22 protein-coding genes are annotated in these 25,127 nt (G+C 39.9%); 13 read left to right on the top strand and 9 right to left on the bottom strand.

Annotated features, from left to right (window positions below; all coding sequences use genetic code 11):
• Window positions 1–10: 10 nt before the first annotated feature.
• Window positions 11–481, bottom strand: coding sequence for a phosphohistidine phosphatase SixA (gene sixA / locus I6F47_RS13780; RefSeq protein WP_024608902.1), 471 nt, complete (start codon window positions 479–481; stop codon window positions 11–13).
• A 192-nt stretch (window positions 482–673) separates the two neighbouring features.
• Between sixA and I6F47_RS13775 the strand changes: the two genes are divergently transcribed.
• Both I6F47_RS13775 and I6F47_RS13770 read left to right on the top strand, forming a co-directional pair.
• A complete protein-coding gene (locus I6F47_RS13775; RefSeq protein WP_010554661.1) occupies window positions 674–3,397 on the top strand; it encodes an insulinase family protein in 2,724 nt (907 codons plus the stop codon).
• A 54-nt stretch (window positions 3,398–3,451) separates the two neighbouring features.
• Window positions 3,452–5,704 carry a sensor domain-containing protein gene (locus tag I6F47_RS13770; protein WP_197184022.1) on the top strand — a complete coding sequence of 751 codons (2,253 nt, stop codon included), beginning with the start codon at window positions 3,452–3,454 and terminating at the stop codon, window positions 5,702–5,704.
• Here I6F47_RS13770 and I6F47_RS13765 read toward each other — a convergent pair.
• Both I6F47_RS13765 and efpL read right to left on the bottom strand, forming a co-directional pair.
• Window positions 5,701–5,895 (bottom strand): hypothetical protein, encoded by a 195-nt coding sequence (locus I6F47_RS13765; protein ID WP_007580601.1) that lies wholly within the window; start codon window positions 5,893–5,895, stop codon window positions 5,701–5,703. The two genes, I6F47_RS13770 and I6F47_RS13765, sit on opposite strands and share 4 nt — an antisense overlap.
• Window positions 5,896–6,037: 142 nt before the next feature.
• On the bottom strand, window positions 6,038–6,610 hold the full coding sequence (gene efpL / locus I6F47_RS13760; protein WP_007580599.1) for an elongation factor P-like protein EfpL: 573 nt from the start codon (window positions 6,608–6,610) through the stop codon (window positions 6,038–6,040).
• A 194-nt stretch (window positions 6,611–6,804) separates the two neighbouring features.
• Between efpL and I6F47_RS13755 the strand changes: the two genes are divergently transcribed.
• A complete protein-coding gene (locus I6F47_RS13755; protein WP_007580596.1) occupies window positions 6,805–7,191 on the top strand; it encodes an MmcQ/YjbR family DNA-binding protein in 387 nt (128 codons plus the stop codon).
• A gap of 36 nt (window positions 7,192–7,227) precedes the next feature.
• On the opposite strand, the gene I6F47_RS13750 is transcribed toward I6F47_RS13755, so the two are convergent.
• From I6F47_RS13750 to fadI, 3 genes are all read right to left on the bottom strand, one after another.
• Entirely contained in the window at window positions 7,228–7,737 is a 510-nt protein-coding gene (locus I6F47_RS13750) for a GNAT family N-acetyltransferase (protein ID WP_165734790.1), read from the bottom strand.
• Between the two features lie 73 nt (window positions 7,738–7,810).
• Entirely contained in the window at window positions 7,811–10,018 is a 2,208-nt protein-coding gene (gene fadJ, locus I6F47_RS13745; protein ID WP_165734789.1) for a fatty acid oxidation complex subunit alpha FadJ, read from the bottom strand.
• Complete coding sequence (gene fadI, locus I6F47_RS13740) at window positions 10,018–11,328, bottom strand: acetyl-CoA C-acyltransferase FadI (RefSeq protein ID WP_004335629.1); 1,311 nt, start codon at window positions 11,326–11,328, stop codon at window positions 10,018–10,020. The genes fadJ and fadI overlap by 1 nt, the downstream gene beginning before the upstream one ends.
• A gap of 306 nt (window positions 11,329–11,634) precedes the next feature.
• On the opposite strand from fadI, the gene I6F47_RS13735 reads away from it, so the two are divergent.
• The 9 genes from I6F47_RS13735 to I6F47_RS13695 all read left to right on the top strand — a co-directional run bounded on the left by I6F47_RS13735 (window position 11,635) and on the right by I6F47_RS13695 (window position 20,943).
• Window positions 11,635–12,591, top strand: a complete 957-nt coding sequence (locus I6F47_RS13735; RefSeq protein WP_004335627.1) for an AAA family ATPase — start codon at window positions 11,635–11,637, stop codon at window positions 12,589–12,591.
• A 3-nt stretch (window positions 12,592–12,594) separates the two neighbouring features.
• Window positions 12,595–13,539 carry a DUF58 domain-containing protein gene (locus I6F47_RS13730; protein ID WP_165734788.1) on the top strand — a complete coding sequence of 315 codons (945 nt, stop codon included), beginning with the start codon at window positions 12,595–12,597 and terminating at the stop codon, window positions 13,537–13,539.
• Window positions 13,540–13,541: 2 nt separating this feature from the next.
• The gene (locus I6F47_RS13725) at window positions 13,542–13,976 is read left to right on the top strand and encodes a DUF4381 domain-containing protein (RefSeq protein WP_004335624.1); all 435 of its coding nucleotides are present in this window, start codon (window positions 13,542–13,544) and stop codon (window positions 13,974–13,976) included.
• Entirely contained in the window at window positions 13,969–14,955 is a 987-nt protein-coding gene (locus tag I6F47_RS13720) for a vWA domain-containing protein (RefSeq protein WP_024604469.1), read from the top strand. Before I6F47_RS13725 ends, I6F47_RS13720 begins: the two co-directional genes overlap by 8 nt.
• Entirely contained in the window at window positions 14,955–16,895 is a 1,941-nt protein-coding gene (locus I6F47_RS13715; protein WP_197184021.1) for a VWA domain-containing protein, read from the top strand. Before I6F47_RS13720 ends, I6F47_RS13715 begins: the two co-directional genes overlap by 1 nt.
• Window positions 16,889–18,547 (top strand): BatD family protein, encoded by a 1,659-nt coding sequence (locus I6F47_RS13710; protein WP_197184020.1) that lies wholly within the window; start codon window positions 16,889–16,891, stop codon window positions 18,545–18,547. The genes I6F47_RS13715 and I6F47_RS13710 overlap by 7 nt, the downstream gene beginning before the upstream one ends.
• Before the next feature lie 61 nt (window positions 18,548–18,608).
• A complete protein-coding gene (locus I6F47_RS13705) occupies window positions 18,609–19,166 on the top strand; it encodes a sigma-70 family RNA polymerase sigma factor (RefSeq protein ID WP_032827217.1) in 558 nt (185 codons plus the stop codon).
• The gene (locus I6F47_RS13700; RefSeq protein WP_007582005.1) at window positions 19,166–19,918 is read left to right on the top strand and encodes a DUF3379 family protein; all 753 of its coding nucleotides are present in this window, start codon (window positions 19,166–19,168) and stop codon (window positions 19,916–19,918) included. Before I6F47_RS13705 ends, I6F47_RS13700 begins: the two co-directional genes overlap by 1 nt.
• Window positions 19,919–20,082: 164 nt before the next feature.
• Window positions 20,083–20,943, top strand: coding sequence for a Tim44 domain-containing protein (locus I6F47_RS13695; RefSeq protein ID WP_197184019.1), 861 nt, complete (start codon window positions 20,083–20,085; stop codon window positions 20,941–20,943).
• A gap of 48 nt (window positions 20,944–20,991) precedes the next feature.
• On the opposite strand, the gene ggt is transcribed toward I6F47_RS13695, so the two are convergent.
• Together ggt and I6F47_RS13685 are read right to left on the bottom strand one after the other, a co-directional pair.
• On the bottom strand, window positions 20,992–22,665 hold the full coding sequence (ggt, locus tag I6F47_RS13690) for a gamma-glutamyltransferase (RefSeq protein ID WP_197184018.1): 1,674 nt from the start codon (window positions 22,663–22,665) through the stop codon (window positions 20,992–20,994).
• A gap of 86 nt (window positions 22,666–22,751) precedes the next feature.
• Window positions 22,752–23,300: a GNAT family N-acetyltransferase gene (locus tag I6F47_RS13685; RefSeq protein ID WP_197117922.1), complete on the bottom strand. Its 549-nt coding sequence runs from the start codon at window positions 23,298–23,300 to the stop codon at window positions 22,752–22,754.
• A gap of 51 nt (window positions 23,301–23,351) precedes the next feature.
• On the opposite strand from I6F47_RS13685, the gene I6F47_RS13680 reads away from it, so the two are divergent.
• Window positions 23,352–23,717, top strand: coding sequence for a hypothetical protein (locus I6F47_RS13680; protein WP_008169794.1), 366 nt, complete (start codon window positions 23,352–23,354; stop codon window positions 23,715–23,717).
• A gap of 103 nt (window positions 23,718–23,820) precedes the next feature.
• On the opposite strand, the gene fabB is transcribed toward I6F47_RS13680, so the two are convergent.
• Window positions 23,821–25,032, bottom strand: coding sequence for a beta-ketoacyl-ACP synthase I (gene fabB, locus I6F47_RS13675; RefSeq protein WP_007582000.1), 1,212 nt, complete (start codon window positions 25,030–25,032; stop codon window positions 23,821–23,823).
• Between the last annotated feature and the right edge of the window lie 95 nt (window positions 25,033–25,127).

Below are 25,127 nucleotides of genomic sequence, written 5' to 3'. Positions count from 1 at the left end.
TTATTTATATTTAAACGTTTTCTGGGGCATTTATACTTAAATAACTACTACGCTGGGTTTGCTCATCGTAACTAATAACAGCAACAGCACCCGTATTAAAAATGGGCATATTGCCAGGGCTTAACTGGTCCACTAAATAACTTACAATAGGCATATGTGATACAACAAGCCATGTATTGCATTGGGGGTGAGTAGCAATAAGTGTTTCGATGTAGTCAGCAGCAATTTGAGGTTTGCCTTCGGGAATTATATCAGACGTGGTTTCGCTAAATTTAAATACGTTATTTTTAGCCACACCTGCAGCTGTTTGCTGTGCTCGAATGTAAGGACTAACTAACAGTGCATCAGGGTAATGTGCTTTACTGAGCCAAAGGCCCATTTTTTCAGCTTCATCGTGCCCTGCTTGGGTTAAATTTCTACCTGCATCATCAGCCTGCATGGGTGTTGCTTCGCCGTGGCGCATTATTAGGATTGTTTTCATAAAAAATCAACCGATTAAAGAATATAAAACAGTAGCCAGTTTGCCCGTTTGTCAGCTATATTAACAATATAAATCTATTTATTTCTAAAATAGTTCTTTCATGAGATTCAGGTAAATCTTTAAGCTGTACTTCGCTTTCCTGAAGCCATCATCTGTTGTTAACAAGTAAACGTTTAGTTTCAGGAGCATCATTTGAATATCAGCCGCAATGATAACAGAGCATACCGCGCCTTTACACTGGACAATGGTCTAAAAGTACTATTAGTGCAAGATAAAGATTCTACAAAAGCGGCAGCATCAATGGCAGTTAACGCCGGACATTTTGACGACCCTCTTGATAGGCAAGGCCTAGCACACTTTTTAGAGCACATGCTTTTTTTAGGCACTGACCAGTATCCAGATTCAGGTAGTTTTAATAATTTTGTTTCGCAAGCTGGCGGCAACACCAATGCGTGGACCGGCACTGAGCATACCTGTTACTTTTTTGATATTAACAATCAAGAATTTGAACAAGCACTTACCCAATTTAGCCGCTTTTTTATTGCGCCTCTTTTAAATTCAGCCGAAACAGAAAAAGAACGTAACGCAATTGAAGCCGAGTTTAAACTAAAAATAAAAGACGACGGTCGCCGTATTTATCAAGCCCACAAAGAAACGGTAAACCCTGCTCATCCATTTGCTAAATTTTCTGTAGGAAACCTACAAACCTTAGCTGACAGAGAGCGATGTATTAGTGATGAGCTTCGTGACTTTTTTAATAGCCAGTACCAAGCTCAGTGGATGACTTTAGTTATTTGCGCAAACGAAACACTAGATACACTACAAAGCTGGACTCAAACTTACTTTGGCGCAATTAACGGCAACAAAAACCTTAAAAAGCCAGAGATCAGTGAGCCACTTTATCGCAAACAAGACATAGGAAAAATACTCCATATTGAGCCACATAAGCATATGCAAAAACTTATTATAAGTTTTGCTATGCCTAATATTGACGACTTTTATCGCCATAAAACAGTAAGTTTTATTGCCCACTTACTTGGCTATGAAGGCGCGGGTTCTCTTTATTCTATTTTAAAAGAGCAAGGCTGGATCAATGCACTTTCTGCTGGCGGTGGTATTAATGGCAGCAACTTTAAAGATTTTAATATTAGCTTAGCGCTTACCGATGAAGGTATTGAATACTTCGAAGACATTATTGAAATGGTGTTTGAATACATTTGCTTAATTAACGATAACACCGAAAAATTGCCACGCTTATACCAAGATAAAAAAAATCTATTACAAATAGCATTCGATAACCAAGAAAAGTCACGCCTGATTGATTGGGTCAGTAATTTAAGCATTAATATGCAGCATTACGATGAAGCAAACTACGTGCAAGGCGACTATTTAATGGAAGGCTTTAAAAAAGCGACCCACGAAATGGCCATGCAGTGGTTAACGCCACATAATATGCGCATCGTACTTATACATCCAGATGTAGAGCCTGAACATAAAACGGCATGGTACAACACACCATATAAAGTAGAACATATTTCACCTAGTTGGCTTGATGCCCTTAGCGAGATAAATAAGCCGTTGAGCGAAATGCTGCTACCTACAGCTAATCCTTATTTAACAAAAGAAGTGGTGTTATTTGATGTCGTAAAACCACAAACAAAACCCGAGTTATTAGTAAAAGAACCCGGTTTTGACTTTTGGTTTAAACAAGACAACACATTTCGTGTTGCTAAAGGCCATTTTTATTTGGCCATGGATTCTGATTTTGCCGTAAAAGATGTAAAACATATGGCACTCACCCGCTTATTTACAGATTTATTTATGGATAGTGTGGGCGAGCAATTTTATCCAGCAGAACTTGCGGGACTTAGCTACCACTTAACCTCGCATCAAGGTGGGTTAACTTTACATACTGCGGGGCTTTCATCTAGCCAGTTAGAGCTAGTTGATCAATTAATAGATGCTTTGTTTAATGTAGAAATTTGTGCAAAACGCTTTGCTGAATATAAAAAACAGCTTGTAAGGCATTGGCGCAATAGCAACCAAAACAAACCAGTCAGTGAGTTATTTAGCATTTTAGGCGCAAAAATAATGCCTTGGAACCCACAACCTGGGGAGCTTGCATCGGCATTAAAAAACACCTGTTTTCAGCAATTTAATGAGTTCAGAACAGACTTTTTTAAAGCACTACATGTTGAATCATTTTTACATGGTAACTGGCAGCAAAGTGATGCAATAGCCTTTCAAAAAAAGGTCGCAAATCACTTAAAAAACGCAACCATAATTGAAGATTTAAGACGCCCTCTTTTTGAAATTAAAAAAGTAACTCGCTACGAGCTAGAGCTTCCTTGTAACGACCATGCAATGGTTATTTACTATCAAGCGCAAACGGATTGCGTGGCCGAAAAAGTAAAAATGATGGCGTTAAATCATTTAATTAATCAAGATTACTTTAATGAATTACGAACTACACAGCAACTTGGCTACTTAGTAGGCGCAGGTTATGCACCATTTAATACGCGTGCTGGTATAGCATTTTATGTGCAGTCACCTAAGTTTGATGCAAAAACTTTATTGCATCGACATAACCGTTTTATTAAAAACTACCTTGATAACATTGATGCACTTGATGAAAACGATTGGCAACAGCAAAAACACGGCCTTAGTACTCATATTGCAGAAAAAGATAAAAACCTGCGCCTACGCTCACAACGGTTATGGCTTGCTATAGGTAATAGAGATCATGAATTTCATATGCAACAACGACTTTTAGATGCCTTAAATGCGCTAACCCTAAAAGAACTAAAAGTTTATGCACTAAGCCTATTTGATGATAATAGACCAAGATATGAGCTTTTAAGCTCGGCAAAAGTCAATAAATCTCAAAATATGCCCGTTTACTCTCAATCTCTTTGACACTAGGTTTAGCTTGTTTTAAATTATCATTTGTAAATTAGAAGTAATAAAAAAATGATAAAAATAATAATAAAACTAAGCATGCTTGTAGTACTTGCTTACTCATTTGAGCTTTTTGCCTTTGAGTCATCATTTAATTACAACTCCGACAATATACTTATACTAGCAAGCGCCATTATAGCGCTTGCTTTGCCCTACCTGTTATTTGTAATCCACAAACTTAGACGCTCACGCCGTCAACTCCGTCTTTCGGAAAAACGCCTTAAAAGTACTGTAGAAGGTAGCGGCGATACACTTTGGGACTGGAACATAAAAACAGGCGAAGTTATTCGTATTAACGATAAGTACTTAATGGATTCGACTACCTTTATGGGGTTTCCGCCAAACAAAGGCCTTATTCACCCTCACGATATTAATAACGTTGAGCACTTGTTAAAAGTACACTTTGCAGAGCAGTCTGCTTTTTTTGAAGCCACCTACCGAATCAAAGATACATTTGGTCGTTGGCATTGGGTACTCGATCGCGGAAAAATAATTGAAAAAGACGCCAACTTATCACCCCTTAGAATGACAGGTACCGTTCGCGATATATCACAGTTAAAATCAACGGAAGAGCGCTTAAACCTTTTTGCTAAATGTGTTGAATCACTCACTGACGCCTTAGCAATTTACGATAAAAACTTTAAACTGGTTGATATAAACCCGAGTTTTTTAACCTTGTTTGGTGGCGTACGCGAGCAATACTTAGGAAAAGATTTCAACCTATCTGGGTATGAGCCAAGCTACACAAACAGAATTATTGAAATAGTAAAAGAGCGCGAACATATCCAACAAGAAGTGAAGCTTCGTAATAGTGAGCGTGTTTTATTGCCTATAGAAATATCGATAGATGAAATTAAAAACGATCAAAATCAAATAACTAATTATGTCGTTGTTTATTCAGATTTAACAGAGCGTAAAAAAGCCGAATCGCAGTTACATAACTTATCGAATCGAGATCGCACAACTAGTCTGCCTAACCGAAATTTATTTTTTACTGATTTGCAAAAGCTAGTAAAGCTCAACTCGCATCACGCCTTGCTTGTATTCGATTTAGATAACTTTAAAAAAATAAATGACTCGTTAGGGCATCAACTAGGTGACAGCTTATTAGCTAAACTAGCAATGCGCTTAAATAAACTAACCCGCGAAAATGATGTATTTTATCGTTTAGGCGGCGATGAGTTTGCTCTTGTAATGTCTGACACTAACGACATACATGTAATTACACGTATGGCAAAACAGTTTTTAGCAGCCATTGCTACACCATTTAAAATGGCTGGCCACGAACTGGCAATCACCTCAAGTGTAGGCATTGTATTATTTCCAGAAGACGGTAATACGCCTGAACTGCTTTTAAAGAATGCAGATACTGCGATGTATCATGCTAAAAAGAAAGGTAATAGCTACCTATTTTTTAACGACACGATGAACCGCCAAGCCGTTAAACGACTGCAAATAGAAAACCTTATGCGCTTTGGTTTAAAAGAAGATCATTTTGAAGTGTACTACCAACCAAAAATGAATATTCGCACAGGCAAGCTAACCGGAATGGAGGCATTAGTACGCTTTATTACACCCAAAAAAGGTATTATTAGCCCAGGCGTGTTTATACCCATAGCCGAGGAAACGGGCCAAATAATTGAAATTGGCGAAGTTGTATTAAACAAAGCCTGCAGAGACGTAAAAGAATGGCTAGATAGCGGTTTATTTAGCGGCCGAGTAGCTGTCAACTTATCAGCAAAGCAATTTAGCCTCCCCGATTTAACTTCTCGTATTGACGTTATTTTGCAAAAAAACGAATTACCTTCTTACTTTTTAGAGCTTGAAATAACAGAAGGTACTGTAATGGACGACCCTAAAGAAGCCATTGCAATTATGCGTTCGTTAAGTGCCCGAGGTATTCATTTAGCAATGGATGATTTTGGTACTGGTTATTCATCATTAGCGTATTTAAAGCAATTTCCGCTTAATACACTTAAAGTAGATAAAGCATTTATAGATGACATGACCAACGAACGTGGGCGTAATATGGTCGACTCAATAGTCACTATTGCGCATAATCTTGATTTGCATGTAGTTGCTGAAGGTGTAGAACAAGCTCATCAAATTGATATACTTAAAAAGCTTAATTGCGAAACAGTACAAGGTTATTACTATTCTAAGCCACTATCAAAAAGTGAATTTACTGAATTTTTAAAGCAGCAACAAACTAAAGCAGCCCCAAGCTTAATTAGAAAAAATAAAAATGTGGCGTCGATAAATTAAGGGCGCCATATACACGCATTTATACCTACATTTCTTACTAAAGCACGACGATAATGTAGATTAAATAAGCACCAGGCCACAGGCCCAAGTAAACCGCCTAAAATAAGCCATCGCTTAATTGGCATACCTTTTTTAATGGCTTCTAAATACATTAAAGCTATAAATGCACTGCTTAGTAAAACTATAAACAAAATTACCCTTTAAAGTTGCTCAAAAATACGGCACTTATTCTAACGCTAACGTGATTAAATTTAAAGCAACAAATCCCCCGCGCGCACAAAAAAGCCGAAGCTGTTAAATACAGGTTCGGCTTTTAAAATTATAATTTAAGGGTTACTTTTCAGCACGACCCATAAATTTGTGTTCAACAGTATTAATACGGATACGGTCACCTGTTGAAATATGCTCTGGCACAGAAATATTTAAGCCAGTAGACATACGTGCAGGTTTTGAACGAGCACTCGCAGATGCACCTTTGATAGATGGGTCTGTTTCTTCAACAACAAGTTCAACACTTGACGGTAAATCAAGCCCTACTGGCGCGCCATCAATAACAATTACGTGTACGCCTTGTGTTTCTTCATTAACAAATAAAATTTCTTCGCTAATAGCATCTTTGCTTAAGTTATAAGGCGTGTAATCTTCATTATCCATGAACACATACTCGTCACCATCAATGTACGATAGCATTACTTCACGGCGTGTTAAATCAGCCAGCGTTAGCATGTCACTGTCTTTGAATGTTTCGTCAACTTTACCACCGGTTACCACATCGTATAAACGCATACGGTATAAACTACCACCAGCACGACCTTGCGGCACAGAGCGCACAATATCTTTTACAACTAAAACGCGGCCATTGAAGTCAATAGCAGTACCTTTTTTAACATCACTCGCCTTTGGCATGTGTGAATTCCTATTATTTTTTTGATTGCCAGAAACATACCACGAACTGGATTTTGTTCAACTAAAATTACGTTGGTTTTACGCTACATGTTGTATTAGCTTGTAAAATTTTAATTTATACTAAAATACATATAATCAAATGTGAAAAAAACTGCTATGGTAGCTTTACCGAGTATGACTTCAAGGAATGGATCATGGACCAGAAAAAAGTACATGAGTATTTAGTTAAAAAACCACTTGTTCAGGTTACAAAACCATTTGCGCAAGAGGTTGATGTATATAAAGTGAATCATAAAATGTTTGCGACTCTTGCTATTGGCAATGACGGTCAAACTAATGATGATGGTGAGGTTATTTGGTGGCTTAACTTAAAGTGCGATCCTGATGAAGCAATATCATTGCGTGATATTTTCCCGGCAGTGATCCCTGGTTACCATATGAATAAACGCTTATGGAACACTGTAATTTTAGACGGCACAATTCCACAAGGTGAAATTGAGAGAATGATTGATAACTCATTTAATTTAGTCGTAGAAAACATGCCAGAAAAAGACCGAAAAGCTATTTCACTTCACTTGTAAACACTTTTTGGGCTAGGCTACTAGCCCATTAAAACCCTACACCTTAAGCGTATAAATTAAATCGTCATATAATTTATCGCCTATTGTATGCACTTTAAAAAGTGTATCGGTATGGGTTAAACCGCACTTACCAAGCACCTTTTCAGAACCAATATTGCCACGCGTTACGACAGCTTTAAACTGCCTAATACCACATTCTTTCCAAGCCCAGTCAATCACAGCTCTTAGGGATTCTGTCGCGTAGCCTTTATTAAAATACTCTGGCAATAATAAATAACCAAGCTCTGCGGTTTTTCCGTCATAGGCAAAGCCTGTAACACCCACAGGTTGTTTTGTTTGATTATTAATAATGAGTAAACACAGGGGATGACGTGATTTAGCATTCCACTTAGGCAAGCGTATCTCAAAGCGGTTTCTTACCAGTGACTCCATTGGCATATCAAAACAATACTTAAGGACTTGAGGATCGCGATGAAGCGCTAGAAAAAGAGGCCAATCAGATTCTTCCATTTGGTACATGCTCAATCTTTGTGTAAATAATGTCATTAAGCTCCTCATTTATTTATAAAAACTATAAAAAAACCGCATTTAAATGCGGTTTTTTTAGATAGCAGAAACTTTATTCTTTCGTTTCAATCTCTTTGGTAACTTCAGGCTCAGTTACACTTTGCTCTTGTGACTCAGTGCTTTGTACTTCAGGAGCTACAACCTCAACATGTGTTGCGTTATAAAAAGTAGCACCAGAGCTTGCCATTGTTACCAGTGATTCACATGGTGCAAAGTTAGCATCGCTGTTAGCTAATGTAGACATATCAGAGCTTATTTTACTCGCGCCTAATTTATCCATATAGCTAAACGGGCCACCTAAAAATGGTGGAAAACCAATACCAAATATTGCACCGATGTCGCCATCACGTGGGCTGGCAATAATGCCATCATCTAAACAGCGTACTGCTTCGTTAAGCATTTGCGATACACAACGCTTAGCAATTTCGCTCTTGTTTAAACGTGGAGCCGGGGTAACACCCAATAGTTCGTAAACTGACTCATCAACCTTTTTGCCTTTTTTATCGTATTCATAAAAACCACGACCAGACTTACGGCCAAGGCGTTTTGAATCAATCATACGCATAAATGCATCAGGGCCTTTAAAACGCTCACCTAATTCTTTTTCAAGAATTGGGGCAATTTTAGAGCCAATATCAATACCTACTTCATCAAGTAGAGCCAGCGGGCCTACCGGAAAACCAAACTCAACAAGCGCTGCATCAATCTTTTCAATTGGCTCGCCTGCAAGCATCAAATTAGCAGCTTCGTTTAAGTAAGGCGCTAAAATACGGTTGACGTAAAAACCGGCCATGTCTTTTACAACAATTGGCGTTTTGCCTTGCTTACGTGCAAAGTTAACAACGCGGGCAATTGTTTCTTGAGATGTACCTTCGTGTGGAATAATTTCCACTAATGGCATTTTTTCCACTGGTGAAAAGTAATGCAAGCCAATTACATTTTCAGGACGTGCTGCCTGCGCTGCAATTTGCGATATTGGTAATGATGACGTGTTACTTGCAAAAATTGTATTTGCTTGGCATTGCTGCTCTACGTCTGCAACCATACCTTGCTTAAGTGCAAGGTCTTCAAACACCGCTTCTATTACTAAATCAATGTGTTTAAAGCCACTGTAGTCAGTTGTACCTGTAATACGGTTCATTGTTAACTGCACATCAGCTTTAGACATAATACGACGTTTAAGGCGCTTATCTAAAATTTTATAGGTGTAGCTCATTGCATTACTAATGCCCTGCTCTGCTACATCTTTAATACGTACCGGTACTTTAGCTTTAACAGCACTTACGTGCGCAATGCCTGCGCCCATTAGTCCACCACCTAAAACAGCAGTTTTGCTTATTGCGGGTGCGTCATCATTGCGCCACTCTTTTTTCATTTCAGTGGTTGCAAAGAAAATACCGCGAAGCGCTTTAGATTCGTCACTCATTACAAGTGTTGCAAAGCTTTCAGCTTCTGTTTTATACGCTTTTAGCTCATCAAGCTCTACACTAGCTCGCACTGCTTTAATAATAGCGAGTGGTGCTGGGTAGTGCCCACCCGTTTTTTTAAGTACGTTTTCTTTTGCTTTTTTAAAGATAAAGTTACGACCAAACGGGTTTGACTCTAGTAATTTACTAATATTGTCGAGCTTTGGCTCTTTTGCTTGTGGCTTTTTCTTAGTCGCAAATTCTTTTGCAACTTTTAACAGCACACTGTGCGGTACACAATCATCAAGCACGCCTGCTTTTTTAGCTTGCGTAGGACGAATTTGTTTACCTGTTAGCATCCACTCTAGTGCTTTTTGAATACCAACAATTTTAGTTAAGCGTTGGGTGCCGCCGCCACCAGGAAGTAAACCAAGTTGTACTTCTGGTAAGCCAATTTTTGTTAAATCACTGTCGGTACCAACACGGTAATCACATGCTAAAGCAAACTCTAAACCACCACCTAATGCAGCGCCATGAATCGCACTTACTGTTGTGTATGGCAGTTTTGTCATATCAAAAAACGCTTGATGACATAGCTCGCTAATAGCTAAAGCATCTTCACGCTTTTGAACACTATCGAGCATTTTTACATCGGCGCCAGCAATAAAGTTATCGCTTTTTCCGCTTATAAATACCATGCCTTTTACATTTTGCGACTTAGCGTCTTCTAGTAATGCTTTTAAATCATCGGCAAAACTGCTGCGCAGGGTATTCATTTTCTCACCCGGCACATCAATCGTTACCACGGCGATTTTATTTTCATCTACCGCTAAATTAAATACTGAATCTGTCATTACGCGCTCTCCAATACAAAGGCTGCACCTAAACCACCAGCAGCACACGCTGTTGTTAATGCTAAACCGCCACCACGACGTTTAAGCTCGTGTAAGCTTTGCGTAATTAAGCGTGCACCTGTCGCTGCAAATGGGTGACCATATGCTAAAGAGCCGCCGTTAACGTTAAACTTATCCATGTTAATTTCGCCAATTGCTTTGCTGCGACCTAAATGCTCTTGTGCAAATTTGTCTGAAGCAAACATTTTCATATTGGCAAGTGTTTGCGATGCAAACGCTTCGTGCATTTCAATTAAATCTAAATCAGCAAGCGTAATACCCGCTCTATCTAGTGCAATAGGCGTTGAATGAGCTGGGCCCATTAACATGTCTTTTTCTACGCCAATTGCCGAAAATGCAAAGCTACGTACGTAACCTAGTATTTCATAACCCAGTGCTTTTGCTTTGCTTTCGCTCATCATAAGTACGGCCGCTGCACCATCAGTTAATGGTGTTGCATTTGCCGCGGTAACAGTACCGTGCTGACGGTCAAAAACAGGTTTAAGCTTGGCGTAGCCTTCAACCGTTGAGTTTTTACGAATGTTGTTATCTTCTGAAATAAAGCTTTTATATGGCGGTAAATGTGCCGTCATTACTTCATCTTTTAACTTTCCATCAGCCCATGCTTGCGTTGCAAGTGAGTGAGAACGATGCGCTAACGCATCTTGATCTTCACGGCTAATATTATGTGTTTTAGCCATTTGCTCAGCAGTTTGCCCCATTGAAAGGCCTGTTGAGTACTCTGCAACTGCAGGAGGCACTGGTAATAAATCTTTTAAGCGCAGTTTTGAAAATATTTTTAACCGTTGACCAAGCGTACGCGCTTTATTTAAATCAACTAAGCTGCCTGCTAGCTTTTTACTAACACCAATTGGCAGTACTGATGACGAATCTGCGCCGCCTGCAATACCTACACTTACAGATCCCGCCATAATAGACTCAGCTACATTAGCAATAGCCTGAAAGCTGGTAGCACATGCGCGCGATACAGAATATGCATCAACCGATACCGGCATACCTGTGCCCAATACAATTTCACGTGCAATATTTGGCGCTTCTGGCATTTGTACTACTTGACCAAATACAAGTTGATCAATTTCTGACTTGTTGAAATTTAATCGTTCAAGCATTTCGTTAACCACCAATTTACCCATATCAAGTGCAGGTACATGGTGAAACGCTGTTGCTTGCTTTGCAAAAGGTGTACGTAAGCCGCTAACTATGGCAATACGGTCGCCCTTTGGTGTTTTTAGTATGTTTTGCTCAGACATTTATGCTCTCCCGCTGACAGGTCTGACCTGTTTGTTTTCCTCGATTCTAAACAACCCGTGTACTAAAGCCAATAGATAAACACAAATTTATATAAATAGTGTTTAATTACGACTATCACAATAGGCTTTTTTAGACGCATTTACAAAGTTTTGTGGTACGCTAAAAATCGTTAAAAAATAACGAACTATTTTAAAAAATACAGTCTAACTCTTGAGTTACCCAATTATAAACCTTATAAATAGGTCAGTATTTATCACCTAACACTATTAGGTACAAATCCAGCTGACGAGGACAGTCCACTTATTATGGCAGCTAACGCATTTTCACAATTAAAAACGTACTTAGATACACAAATCATTGGCCAGCCAGAGCTTACACAAGCGCTACTTATTGCTATTTTAGCTGATGGTCACTTATTAGTAGAAGGCCCTCCTGGGCTTGCAAAAACACGTGCAGTTAATGCACTTGCTAAAGGTATTGAAGGATCGTTTCAGCGCGTACAGTTTACGCCAGACTTATTACCGGCTGATGTAACAGGCACCGATATTTACCGCCAACAAACTAGCGAGTTTGTATTTGAAAAAGGTCCTCTTTTTCACAACCTAATTTTAGCTGACGAAATTAACCGTGCACCAGCCAAAGTACAATCAGCACTATTAGAAGCCATGGCAGAGCGCCAAGTGACCGTGGGTAAAAACACTTATCCGCTTAGCGAACTATTTTTAGTTATGGCAACACAAAACCCGCTAGAGCAAGAAGGGACTTACCCGTTACCAGAAGCCCAGCTGGATCGCTTTTTACTGCACCTAAGTATTGGCTACCCTGGCGCTGAGCATGAGCTTGATATACTACGTTTAACACGTGGCGAAGCGCTTAACGAGCAACAACCAGTAATGCAAAAAATTAGTCAAAGCGATTTATTTGCAGCTCGTAAAGAAATATTAGGCCTTTATTTAGCAGAGCCGCTTGAGCAATATTTAGTACAACTTATTATTGCCACCCGTGAAGGCGCTAAATTAGATGCGCAACTAGGTAGCTGGATTGAGTTTGGTGCAAGTCCGCGTGCAACAATAGCACTTGATAAATGTGCTCGTGCTCATGCATGGCTTCAAGGCCGTGACTTTGTAGCACCTGATGACATTCAAGCTGTTGTGCATAACGTACTGCGTCACCGCATTATTTTAAGTTACGAAGCCCAAGCCGATGGCATTACTAAAGATCAAGTAATAAGCCGTATAGTTGAACTTGTAGCCGTACCATAAGTTATGCAAAAACAATTAGAATCCCAAGCATGGCTCAAACAGAGCCATAGCCACGGTGTTAATTTAGCACTCAAAGAGCTGATGTATTACAAAGCCAAAGCGCAATTGCTTGAACTTGCCCCTAAGGTGAAAATAAAAAACACCTTAACAGGGCAATACCTTGCACCGCACAAAGGCCGAGGAATGGAATTTGCCGAAGTGCGACATTATCAGCAAGGTGACGATATTCGCTCTATTGATTGGCGAGTTACTGCGCGTACCGGCGAGACTCACACAAAGCTCTTTCAAGAAGAAAAAGAGCGCCCTGTGTTTGTATTTACTGATTTTTCAAACTCAATGCTGTTTGGTTCAAAGTTACTATTAAAGTCGGTGCAAGCTGCGCATATAAGCGCTCTTGTTGCATGGTCGGCGTGTCAGCGCGGCGATAGAATTGGCGGTATTGTGTTTAATCAGCACTCGCATTTGGAGCTAAAGCCCAGCGCCCGTGAAAAAGCCGTGCTTAAGCTTTGTCATAATTTATGCGACAACCACCAGCAAGCGCTCAACAATATTGATAAAACAGCCACTAACAACTTTAGCGATAACCTAAAGCGCCTTAATCATTTAGCAAAACCAGGCAGCTTAGTGTATTTGGTGTCTGATTTTAATGCTCTCGATGATGCCAGCTTTAAGCAACTCGAAATATTAAGCCGCCACTGCGAGCTGATTGGTTGCCACATAAGCGATCCGTTTGAGCATCAGTTACCTGCGTTTAAGCAAGCCGTTACTGTTAATGCAAATGGTCAAGACTTTGCCCTACCATTAATGGATAACAGCTTTAGAGAACGCTTTGCTAAAAATGCTGAGCAAGCATTTAGTACGCGCTTTAATCGCTTAACTAAATCGGGTCTTAATTTAATATCATTCAATGCAGCAACACCGCTTGAGCTGCAATTAGTGAGAAAATAACCATGCAAACCAATCCACTCGATGGCCTGCACGATATAATAGCGCCAAGCCAAGTTAATTGGTGGCCACTCGCCCCTGCTTGGTGGGTTATTATTGCACTGCTGTTTTTAGCATTGTGCGCAGCTATTTATATATTTTACAAAAAACATAAATTTAAAAAGCCTAAACGCTACGCAATACAATTGAGCCAAAGTGAGCAAAATCCTCAGCAACTGCATATTATTTTAAAACGTTTAGTGATTGAATATTACGACAAGCGCCTTGCTGCGCAATCTACCTCTAAATGGTGCACAACACTTAATACGCTTACCGGTTTGAGCTTTACAGAACAAGAAATATTAAGCTTGTATAACCCCAGCCAAAAAGATACAACACTGTGCGAAAAATTTCGCCAAGGTATTAAGCAATTTAAAATAAAGGAGTCAGTAAATGTTTGAATTTAGCTGGCCATGGTTATTTTTATTACTGCCCTTGCCTTTATTACTTTTACTATTAAAACCCGCGGCAAGTAATGCCAGTACGCGTTTACGTATACCCAGTTTTGCAAAGCACAATTTAACCAGCCAAAGCATTGAGCCACACGCACGACGTTTAAATCCTTTCGAATGGATAATTTGGTTATTACTTGTTACTGCCGCTGCCAATCCAACATGGTTAGATGAGCCAATCTCATTACCAAATGAAGGGCGCGATATAATGTTAGCAGTTGACTTATCAGGCTCGATGACCGAACAAGACATGGCTTACAATGGCCAATATGTTGACCGCCTTACCATGGTAAAAGCCGTACTCAGTGATTTTATAGAGCAGCGTCAAGGCGACAGGCTTGGGCTGATATTATTTGGCGACACCGCATTTTTACAAACCCCCCTCACGCGCGACGTTAAAACAGTAAGTAAAATGCTCAGTGAAGCGCAAATTGGTTTAGTGGGACGCGCAACAGCCATTGGTGATGCATTGGGTCTTTCGGTAAAACGCTTTGCCAATAAAGATGAAAGTAACCGTATTGTGGTGCTATTAACTGACGGACAAAATACAGCGGGCAATTTAAACCCAGAAGATGCACTACTGCTAGCTCGCGAAGAAGGGATTAAAGTGTACACCATTGGCGTTGGCTCAGATAATCCGCGCGGCTTTAGCCTCTTTAACATGGGTGGCTCTAGTGGCAGTAGTTTAGATGAAAGCTTACTTAAAAAGATTGCCGAGCAAACTGGCGGATTATACTTTAGGGCCAAAGATGTAGCAGGCCTTCAACAAATTTACGCAGAGCTTGATAAACTTGAACCTATTAGCGCTGATGAACAAACATTCCGCCCACAAAGCTCATTATTTTACTACCCGTTACTTATCGCTATTTTACTTATTAGCTTAAAAGTAATGCTTAGTACACTGCGTGCATTAAAGGAGCCAAACTAATGGATTTTGAATTTATTCGCCCCGCTCTTTTATGGTTACTCATACCTGCTGTGGCATTATTTTTTGTCGCCTTAATTAAGCATAAAAAAACGACTAGTGAGCAGCTAATTGCACCGCATTTAGCACAATTTATCATGAGCGAAGCAAACACTAAAGCCAGCCAGCCACTTTGGTTAGTTGCTTTGTTTTGCAGCCTTGGCATTTTATTTAGTGCTGGGCCTAGCTTTGAGAAAAAACAAGTTCCTGTATTTCAAAGTAAAAGTGCCCGTGTAATTGTTATGGATATGTCGTACTCAATGTACAGCACCGATATTTTACCAAATCGTTTAATGCAATCACGCTTTAAAGCGCTTGATATGATTGAGCTATTTAGAGAAGGTGATACCGCGCTTGTAGCTTACGCAGGCACAGCCTATATAATATCGCCACTAACAAACGACGCCACAACACTTAGTAATTTAATTCCAAGCTTAAGCCCTGAAATAATGCCAGACAAAGGCTCAAACGTTTTAGCCGGTCTTGATATGGCCAAAGAGCTATTAACGCAAGCGGGTTATATTGATGGCGACATTATTTTAGTGACCGACGGTATTGACCAGCAAGAACAAAGCGACGTGAGTAGCTTTACCAGTAACACCCAATATAGATTAAATATATATGGCGTGGGTACCGCTCAAGGCGCTCCAATTAAGTTACCTGAAGGTGGTTTTTTGAAAGACAGATACGGCCAAATTGTAGTACCTACTCTCAATGCCAGTCAGCTTAAAAATTTAGCATCGAGCAGTGGTGGTAAATTTGCTAGTTACCAGCCTAGTAATAACGACATAAATACGTTTGCCCCAAATGCACAGAGTGAATTATTGAAAGACGAAAAACAAAGCCACGCACTTTGGCGAATAGATGCAGGTATATACGGACTCTTGTTATTACTGCCATTTGGCTTGTATTTATTTAGACGCGCTGCCTTGCTAGGGGCTTTTTTAGCTTTTGGTTTTTTACCGCAGCAAAATGCGTATGCCGTAGAGCTCCCTACTCTTTTGCAAAATGCAGATCAACGTGCATTAGAGGCTTACAATAATAAAGAATACGATGCAGCAACACAGGCGCAATCGAGTGAATTAAAAGGCGCGGCGCTTTACCAGCAAGGTAATTTTGATGCTGCACTTAATGAGTTTAGTAATGATAAGTCGGCTACCGGTTTATACAACTACGGTAATGCCCTCGCCAAAGCTGGCAAGCTTGAGGACGCCATTGAAGCCTACAAACAAGCCCAAACCTTACAAGACGACTTTACACAAGCAACTGACAACCAAGCTTTAGTTGAACAATTACTCAATCAACAAGAGCAACAAAACCAGCAAGATCAGCAAAGCGACGGCGACGACTCTCAAGACCAAGATGATAGCCAGAAAAAAGATGAGCAAAACCAAGGGCAAAATTCTGATGAGTCAAAACAGGATAAGCAACAAAATGGTGATAAAAGCGATTCTGAAAAAGGCGAAAACGAAAGTCAAAGCTCAAGCGATGAAAAATCTGATAAAGAATCAGATAAAGAGTCTGAACAATCAAAAGATCAACAAGGTGAGCCTGGCGAGCAATCAGACAAGCAAAATGAACCTGATATGCAAGCTCAGCCACAAAGTGAGCAAGGGCAAAATAAAGACGCTGACCAACCTCAAGACGAGCAGCAACAAAGTAAGCCACAAGCAATGAATGAGCAACCTGATACTGATGAGCAAAAACAAAATGCTCAGCAACAAGCTATGCAAGCCCAAGCAAGTGAGCTCACTAATGAAGAAAAAGAAAAAGCACAACAGCTTAATCAACTACTTAGAAAAGTCCCGGACGATCCGGCTATTTTATTACGGAATAAAATGCAATTAGAAGCCCAAAAAAGACAATATAAACGTCGCCCTACAGGAGTCGAAAAATCATGGTAATGCGATTATTTTGCTGTTTATTGCTATTAAGTGCGATGCCTTCGTGGGCTGCCACCAAATTAGAAGCCAGCGTAGATAAAAACCCTGTTTTAGCGGGTGAATTTTTTATGCTTAATATATCCGTAGACGATACAGTTAAAGGCGAGCAACCAGACACCTCATCGCTGTTAAAAGACTTTGTGGTAGGCCCAACAAGCTTAAGCTCTCGTACCAACATTATTAATGGCAGCATTAATAAACAAACCACGTGGTCAGTTAAATTAATGACCCGTGCAGAGGGTGATTACACTATTCCGGCATTTAGCGTTGCAGGGTTAACCTCACAGCCTATTAAATTAAAAGTGGCAAAACGCTCAGTTGATGCAGATAAAAATAACGAAATATTTTTAAAAACGTCGCTCTCAAGTAATTCATTATTTGTGCAAGAAGCCGGTGTTTACACTATTAAGCTTTACCTTGCGAAAGAGCTGCTTGATGGCAGCTTAAGCACACCAAATATGGAAGATGCTCAGCTAACCCAATTGGGTAAACAAACTGAAAGCTATGAGCTTGTTGATGGTAAACGCTACCTTGTTATTACTCGCGAGTATTTGATTCAGCCACAAAAAAGCGGTGCGTACACTATTGCAGGCCCCGCTTTTCAAGGACGAGTACAACAAAATTATCGTCAATTAGAAGTATCAGCTCTTGGCGACGATCAGCAAGTAGAAATCAAACCAATTCCGAGTGACTATAAAGGTGCGTGGTTACCAAGCGAGCTAGTTAGTCTTGATGAAGAATGGCAACCTAACGACAACACCGTAGAAGTAGGTACGCCTATAACACGTACTATTACACTTACCGCGCTTGGTGTTACAAAAGAGCAATTACCTGAAATCTCTATGCCTACCATTGATGGCATACGCAGCTACCCTGATAAAAAAGAAAATAACAATGCAGTACGTGACGGACGCGTTGTATCGCAGCAAACTGCATCGTATGCATTACTGCCGCAAAAACCAGGTACTTACACTTTACCTGAAATACAGCTGCCTTGGTTTAATACTAAAATGAACCGTATTAGCGTAGCTACATTGCCAAAGCGCACTATAACGGTAACGCCAAGTAGTACCGCACCTAATACCGCCGTGGCAAACCCACAATCAAACCCAAACAATTTACCTGCTATTGAAAATATTTCGAATGAAGCGACAGGCACACAACGTATTGAAACTAAAAGTGATACTCCTCTTTGGTTAATAGTTGTTGCCGCTTTAGGGTATATTTTATGGGTTGGTACTGTAATTTTTTACTTAATGACCCGTTCTACTAAAAATACGACTGAGAAATTACAACCAAACAACCGTGATATTTCTCAGCCGAGCTTAAATGAGCTTAAAACGCTCGCTAAAACACACGATGTGAAAGCTTTTTACACCGCATTAAATAGTTTTTCTGTAAAGGTGACTCACAAAAATGTTGGCGCTATTGATGAGCTTTGCATCCGCGTAAACAGCAGCGAGCTTAATGGCCTCATTAGCCAATTGCAGGCACAACTTTATAGTAATAAAGGCGCAAACACGGATCTTAATGCTATTATTAAAATTCTTGAGAACTATCAAACTCAAGCATCAAAGTCGCAACAAGCTGTATTAAAAGACCTTTATGATTAATAACTACGATACTCAGGTCTTTTTTTGCAATAAATAATAATTTTTAATTAAAAAAGTGCTTATGCTTGGAAAGAAAAAATCAAACAATCAGGTCTTAATCGATATGGCAGAGAAACAAAAGCGTTATGAAGCCTTGGTCCACGTTTACAATAAAGAGCTTTATCGCTTTGCTTATTGGTTATGCCGTGATCCGCACATAGCAGATGATTTAGTACAAGAAACGTTTTTACGCGCGTGGCGTTCTCTCGACTCTTTACTTGATCAAAAGGCAGCTAAACCCTGGCTGCTTACTATATTACGAAGAGAAAATGCGCGCCGATTTGAACGTAAACAGTTTGATTACAGCGACGTAGAAAACGATACGCTTGTTGATGAAACCAGCCACTCATTAGATGATGAAATGGAGCAAACGGTTATCCAACGCCAGATTGCCCTGTTATCTGATGAATACCGAGAGCCATTATTACTACAAGTTGTAATGGGCTGCTCTGGCGAAGAGATCGCAGGCATACTTAATTTAAATAAAAACACGGTAATGACTCGTTTATACCGTGCCCGAAATCAACTTAAAGAGGCTTTAAGCCGTGATGATGAACAACTTAAAGGGGCATCAAAATAATGGATGAACTTGAGTTTCGTCGCCGCACTATTGCGCAGCCAAACGACATTGACAAGGAGCTCATGGAGTTTGCTAACAATAACCCAGAGCGACAAAGTTTTATTAACGATATGAAAGATTTTGATAAATTTATTCAAGACTCTTTAGATATACCTGTGCCTGAAAACCTTGCAGACCGCATTCTTTTAAACACATCGTTAAAAGAAAAAGCACTACAAGAAGAGCAAGCAACAGGAAAAAATGTAGTTGATGCCCGCTCGCGTTTTAAGCTTGACCGCGTGCATCTTGCATTAGCAGCATCTTTTGTAGTGGCTATTAGTGCCTTCTTTTTTAGTACAGAGCAAAATATTGCACACGAAGCGGGTGAGCATGCGCTTGCCCATGTGTACTACGAAATTAGTGCGCTTGATAAAAAAGAGCCCATTAGCCTACAAAGCGTTAACGACAAGCTTGCAGTATTAGGTGGTCATCTTGATGAGCTTCCTGGTGATGTAACTTACGCTATGTTTTGTGATTTTAAAGGCGAAAAAGGGCTGCATTTGATATTTGAGTCTGACTTTGGTCCTATGACGGTATTTATAGTGCCTTCTGAAAATAAATCATTTGGTTTTGGCGATGATAATTTCAAAGACGAGCGCTTTGAAGGTCATATTAACCGAGGCTCACAAGCAGATACTATTTTAGTGGCAAGTGTTGGAGCACCTCTAAATACTTATAACGAACGCGTTACTGGCGCTATTCGTTGGCTTTAAAATAAACAAATTTACCGCTTAGTCCCTACTAAGCGGTTTTTTGATTATGTACCCACCAACAAACCTTTTCTTTTATACCCAAAACCTCTGATTTTTAAAGTAATTAATTAAACTCCTTAAGAAAGTAAATTATAATCGCGGCTCGATTTTAATTAGGGAATTTCATGAAGAACATCATCGTTATTTTTTCATTATTGGCATTATTATGTACTGCCAGTTTTGATGCACACGCACGTAAAAAGTTTGGCAGTAGCAAACGTGGACAAACTCCTGCAACACAACAAACAGCACAAAAACAAAAAGCAGATACAACAACCCCAACAGCAGCACCTAAAGCCACATCAAATAAAAAAGGCATTATGGCTGGCGTTTTGGGTGGTCTTTTAGCGGGTGGCTTAATTGCAGCAATGTTAGGCGACGATTTTGAAGGTTTTAAGCTATTAGAAATGATTTTATTAGCTGGCGGACTCTTTATTTTATTTAAGCTAGTAACAGGCTTTTTACGTACTAATCGTGCCCCACAACTTGCAAATGCCAGTGCAGGTACAAGTGCTCAGCAAAATGCTTTTAAACAAGCACCTATCGAGCAACCAACAAGTACAGGCTTTGCTAACAGCGCCCCACAAGATGAAAGTGTCCCTTTTAATTTACCACCTAACTTTGACGTTAATGGCTTTTTGCAAGGTGCCCGTAGTCATTACCATACACTACAAACTGCATGGAATAATGCCGATTATACCACAATGGCTGAATACTTAAGCCCTGCGCTTGTTGCCGAGTTTAAAGCTGAACGTGAAGCTATACAGAGTGTAGACACTGAAGTAATGTTTATTGATGCCGAACTTGTGCGTGCAGATACAAATGCGCAATCGTGGCAGGTTAGTGTTCGCTTTAAAGGTAAATACCGTGATTTAGGCGATAAAAAAGAGCAGCCTATTTTAGAAATTTGGCACTTAGAGCGCCTAATTTCAGACGATGCTCCATGGCTAATAGTGGGTGTTGAAGATTTAATTGATACTCAATAAGTTTTTATTATTTTAAACACCGCGCTTTTTATCGCGGTGTTTTTTTATTTAAAAAACAATTGATTTACCGCGCCCTGATGCTTCAGAAGCGGCATCTAATTGACCCTCTTTATTAATAATAACGAGTAAGTCACCAAAGTGTCTCTCGTCTATGGTGTAACCCATTTTGGTGAGTTCTGCTTTTACGCTATCGGTTAAACCTATGTGCGTTCTAATTATATTTTTAGGCCACAATTGATGATGAAAACGAGGGCTATTTACAACCTGCTCTGCACTCATATCAAACTCTATCGCATTTAAGATAGATTCGTACACAGAGCTAATAATGGTTGTGCCACCAGGCGAGCCTGTCACCATTTTAACGGTGTTGTCTTTAAGTAGTATTGTAGGTGTCATAGAACTCAACATACGCTTGTGTGGCTGTATTTCGTTAGCTTTACCGCCTATTGCACCAAACACATTCATAACGCCTGGTTTGGCGCTAAAGTCGTCCATTTCATCATTTAAAATAAATCCCGCACCTTCAACAACTACACCGCTACCAAACCCTAAGTTTATTGTGGTGGTATTTGCTACAGCGTTACCCATTTTATCAACGATTGAAAAGTGCGTAGTTTGCTCACTTTCTTTAAGGCCCGGTTTAATATTTTCGGTAGTCGAGATAGCGGTTAACGAAATGCCATTACTGCGCTCTTTGAGGTAGTTAATATTAGTTAACGCGTTGACTGGTACATCAAAAAAATCAGGATCGCCTAAATACTCTGCTCTATCTGCAAATACACGTTTACCTATTTCAGAAAGTAAGTGCACATACTGAGTCGAGTTATGCGCTAAGCCTGTATCTGGTTTTTGTAACTCATACATTTTGAGCCACTGTAAAATAGCAATACCACCTGAACTCGGCGGTGGCGAAGTAAGTACTTCATAACCATTCCAACTTGCTTTAATGGGTGTACGTGATTTAGCGGTATAATTTTTTAAATCATCTTGATTAATAATACCACCATGCTGGTGCATAAATTTAGCAATAATATTTGCAGTCTCGCCTTTATAAAATCCATCTTGGCCGTTATCACGAATACGCTTTAGCGTTGCCGCTAGCTCGGGTTGCTTAAAGACTTTATTGGCTTTTACATCAGCAAAATATTTTTCGAAGTTTACATTTATTTTTTGCTCTTTTAGATGGGCTATATAATGGCTAACACCTTTTGCTAACTTAGGCGGAACTACAAACCCTTGCTCAGCCAACGTTACAGCAGGCTGTACTAGTGCTTCCCACTTTAAAGTGCCATGCTTTTGATGGGCAAGCCACATACCCGCTACACTGCCAGGTACACCGCTTGCGTGAATGCCATATATTGATTTGTTTGCAATAACATTACCTTGCTCATCTAAATACATATCACGATGAGCCGCTGTTGGTGCTGTTTCGCGATAATCTATAAAATCGCCTTTGCCATCTTTTTGAATAAGCATAAATCCCCCGCCGCCAATATTTCCGGCTTCAGGAAGCGTCACTGCAAGTACAAATTGTGCCGTAATAGCCGCATCAACAGCATTACCGCCTTGCTCTAATATACTTTTAGCAGCATCGGCACTGAACGAGTCAGGCATTGCGACCGCGCTTTGCGCTAAAGGCTGCGCCAAAACACTAAAAGTAGTGAACTGTAAAACCAGTACACTTTTGACGATTAATTTACGTGGTGAAAAAAACAATCCCATACAACATCCTTAATTTATTATTTTTGTTGCCCATATTAATGCACGTCATTTAAGGGCAGGTCAATCTTTATACTGTTGATATTTAATCATCTTAAAACGTTTTTTGAATAAAGTACTGCGGGTAAGTCGCCTTGCTCATCTGTATGTGTATAATTTTTTATAAATTGCAGGCCTAACTTTTTCATTATTGTTATAGAGGCCGTATTATCTTTTAGTGCAGTTGCGCTTATCGCCTTAACGTCATCTTGCTTAATGAGTTCATCACATAATGCTAAAGCCGCCTCGGTTGCATAACCATGCCCCCAACTCGCTTGTTTAAAGCGCCAACCTATTTCAATATCGCTGTAATTTGGTGCATCACTAAAGAAATTCATAGGTCTTATTAATACCCAACCTATAAATGTATTGGTTTGCTTTAGAGTGATACTCCACAGCCCCCAGCCTTTTAGCTCATTTCTATATGCGAGCATACGAGGCACTCCCTCATTTTTTATTTGCTCTAAAGAGGTAGGTACACCTCGCGTTAAATACTGCATTACGGCGGGGTCTTGGTCGAGTTCAAATAATTGAGGCCAATCGTGCTCATTCATTAATTTAAAATTTAATCGTTTTGTTACGGGGGCGTTCATTTTCATTGTTGTATAGTCTGCCTCGAATTAATTATCAGTCTCTAAAGGAGATAGCACATGAATAAATTAGCAGGTTTAGCTTTATTAGGCACTTTAATTACATTAACTGGTTGTGAAGATGCCAACGAAGTAAAAGAAGATGCAAAAGATAAAAGCGCACAAATGCAAGAAAAGCTTGGTGATGCATGGAACGACGTTAAAGAGACAACTAACGATCTTAAAAATGATGAGTCTTTAAACGAGCTATTAGAGCAAAGTAAAACAATGGGCTTAGACATGTACGACGACGGCAAAGAGATTGCGGTTGATGCATGGATTAAAAGCAAAGAAGCTGCTGGCGAGTTAACTGAAAAAACTAAGCAGAAAGCGCAAGAAATTGCTGACGAAATTGAGCAAGCGCGTAAAGAACATAACGAAGGTTAATTTAACTTTCGATAATAAAAAAGGAAAGCCTCGGCTTTCCTTTTTTGTTTTAAGCAGTTTAGCCCTGACATGTGTTTACATATTTAGGGCTTATAAGCTCAAATTAACCTTTGTACTTACTCATAACTAAAGTCGCGTTTGTGCCACCAAAGCCAAAGCTATTAGACATTACAGTATTTAACTCAACATCACGACGTTCAGTAATAATATCTAAACCTGCCGCTTGCTCATCTAGCTCATCAATATTAATTGAAGGCGCTACAAAGCTGTGCTCTAGCATCAATAATGAGAAGATAGCTTCGTGAACACCTGCAGCACCGAGGGCATGACCCGTCATTGCTTTAGTTGCGCTGATCATTGGTGACTTACCACCAAACACTTCTTGAATCGCACCAAGCTCTTTAACGTCGCCTACAGGTGTAGATGTACCATGCGTGTTTAGGTAATCAATGCTGTCTACATCTTGCATAGCTTGGCGCATACAACGTGCTGCACCTTCGCCAGATGGAGCAACCATGTCGTAGCCATCTGATGTTGCACCGTAGCCAACAATTTCAGCGTAAATGTGCGCGCCACGTGCAAGTGCATGTTCAAGTTCTTCAACTACAACAATACCGCCGCCGCCAGATATAACAAAACCATCGCGATTTGCATCGTATGTACGAGACGCTTTTTCTGGTGTTTCGTTGTACTTAGTAGAAAGTGCGCCCATAGCGTCAAATTCCATTGCCAATGTCCAGTGTAGTTCTTCACCGCCACCAGCAAAAACAACATCTTGCTTACCTAATTGAATTTGTTCTACTGCATTACCAATACAATGCGCAGATGTTGCACATGCAGAGCTAATTGAGTAGTTAACACCTTTAATTTTAAAAGGTGTTGCTAAACAAGCAGATGTAGTGCTCGCCATAGTACGTGGAACCATATAAGGCCCTACACGTTTTACGCCTTTTTCACGTAAAATATCAGCAGCTTCTACCTGCCATTTAGACGAACCACCGCCAGAGCCAACAATAATACCCGTGCGCTCATTTGATACTTGGTCGTCAGACAAACCTGAGTCTTCAATTGCTTGAGTCATCGAAATATAAGAATATGCAGCAGCATCACCCATAAAGCGCATTGCTTTGCGGTCAACATGTGCTTTAACGTCAATATCAATTTTACCCGATACGTTACTACGTAACTTATAATCGGCAAATTCTTGGTTAAAAGCGATACCGCTTTTGCCCGTTTTTAACGATTCTAATACTTCTTCTTTGTTGTTACCAATGCTTGATACAACACCGATACCTGTAATTACAGCTCTTCTCATGGGTAATTCCCTTAGCTTAATACTTAATTGCATTCTATTTTACGCGAATTTAATCACCTAAGTGGTCAGCTTTCTAGCGTACACTTGTACTCTGA

This window comes from Pseudoalteromonas sp. NZS37 (genome assembly GCF_015864265.1).
Lineage (GTDB): Bacteria > Pseudomonadota > Gammaproteobacteria > Enterobacterales > Alteromonadaceae > Pseudoalteromonas > Pseudoalteromonas arctica.
The sequence above is the reverse complement of the archived record's forward strand: the minus strand, read 5'-3'. Positions and strand labels throughout refer to the sequence as shown.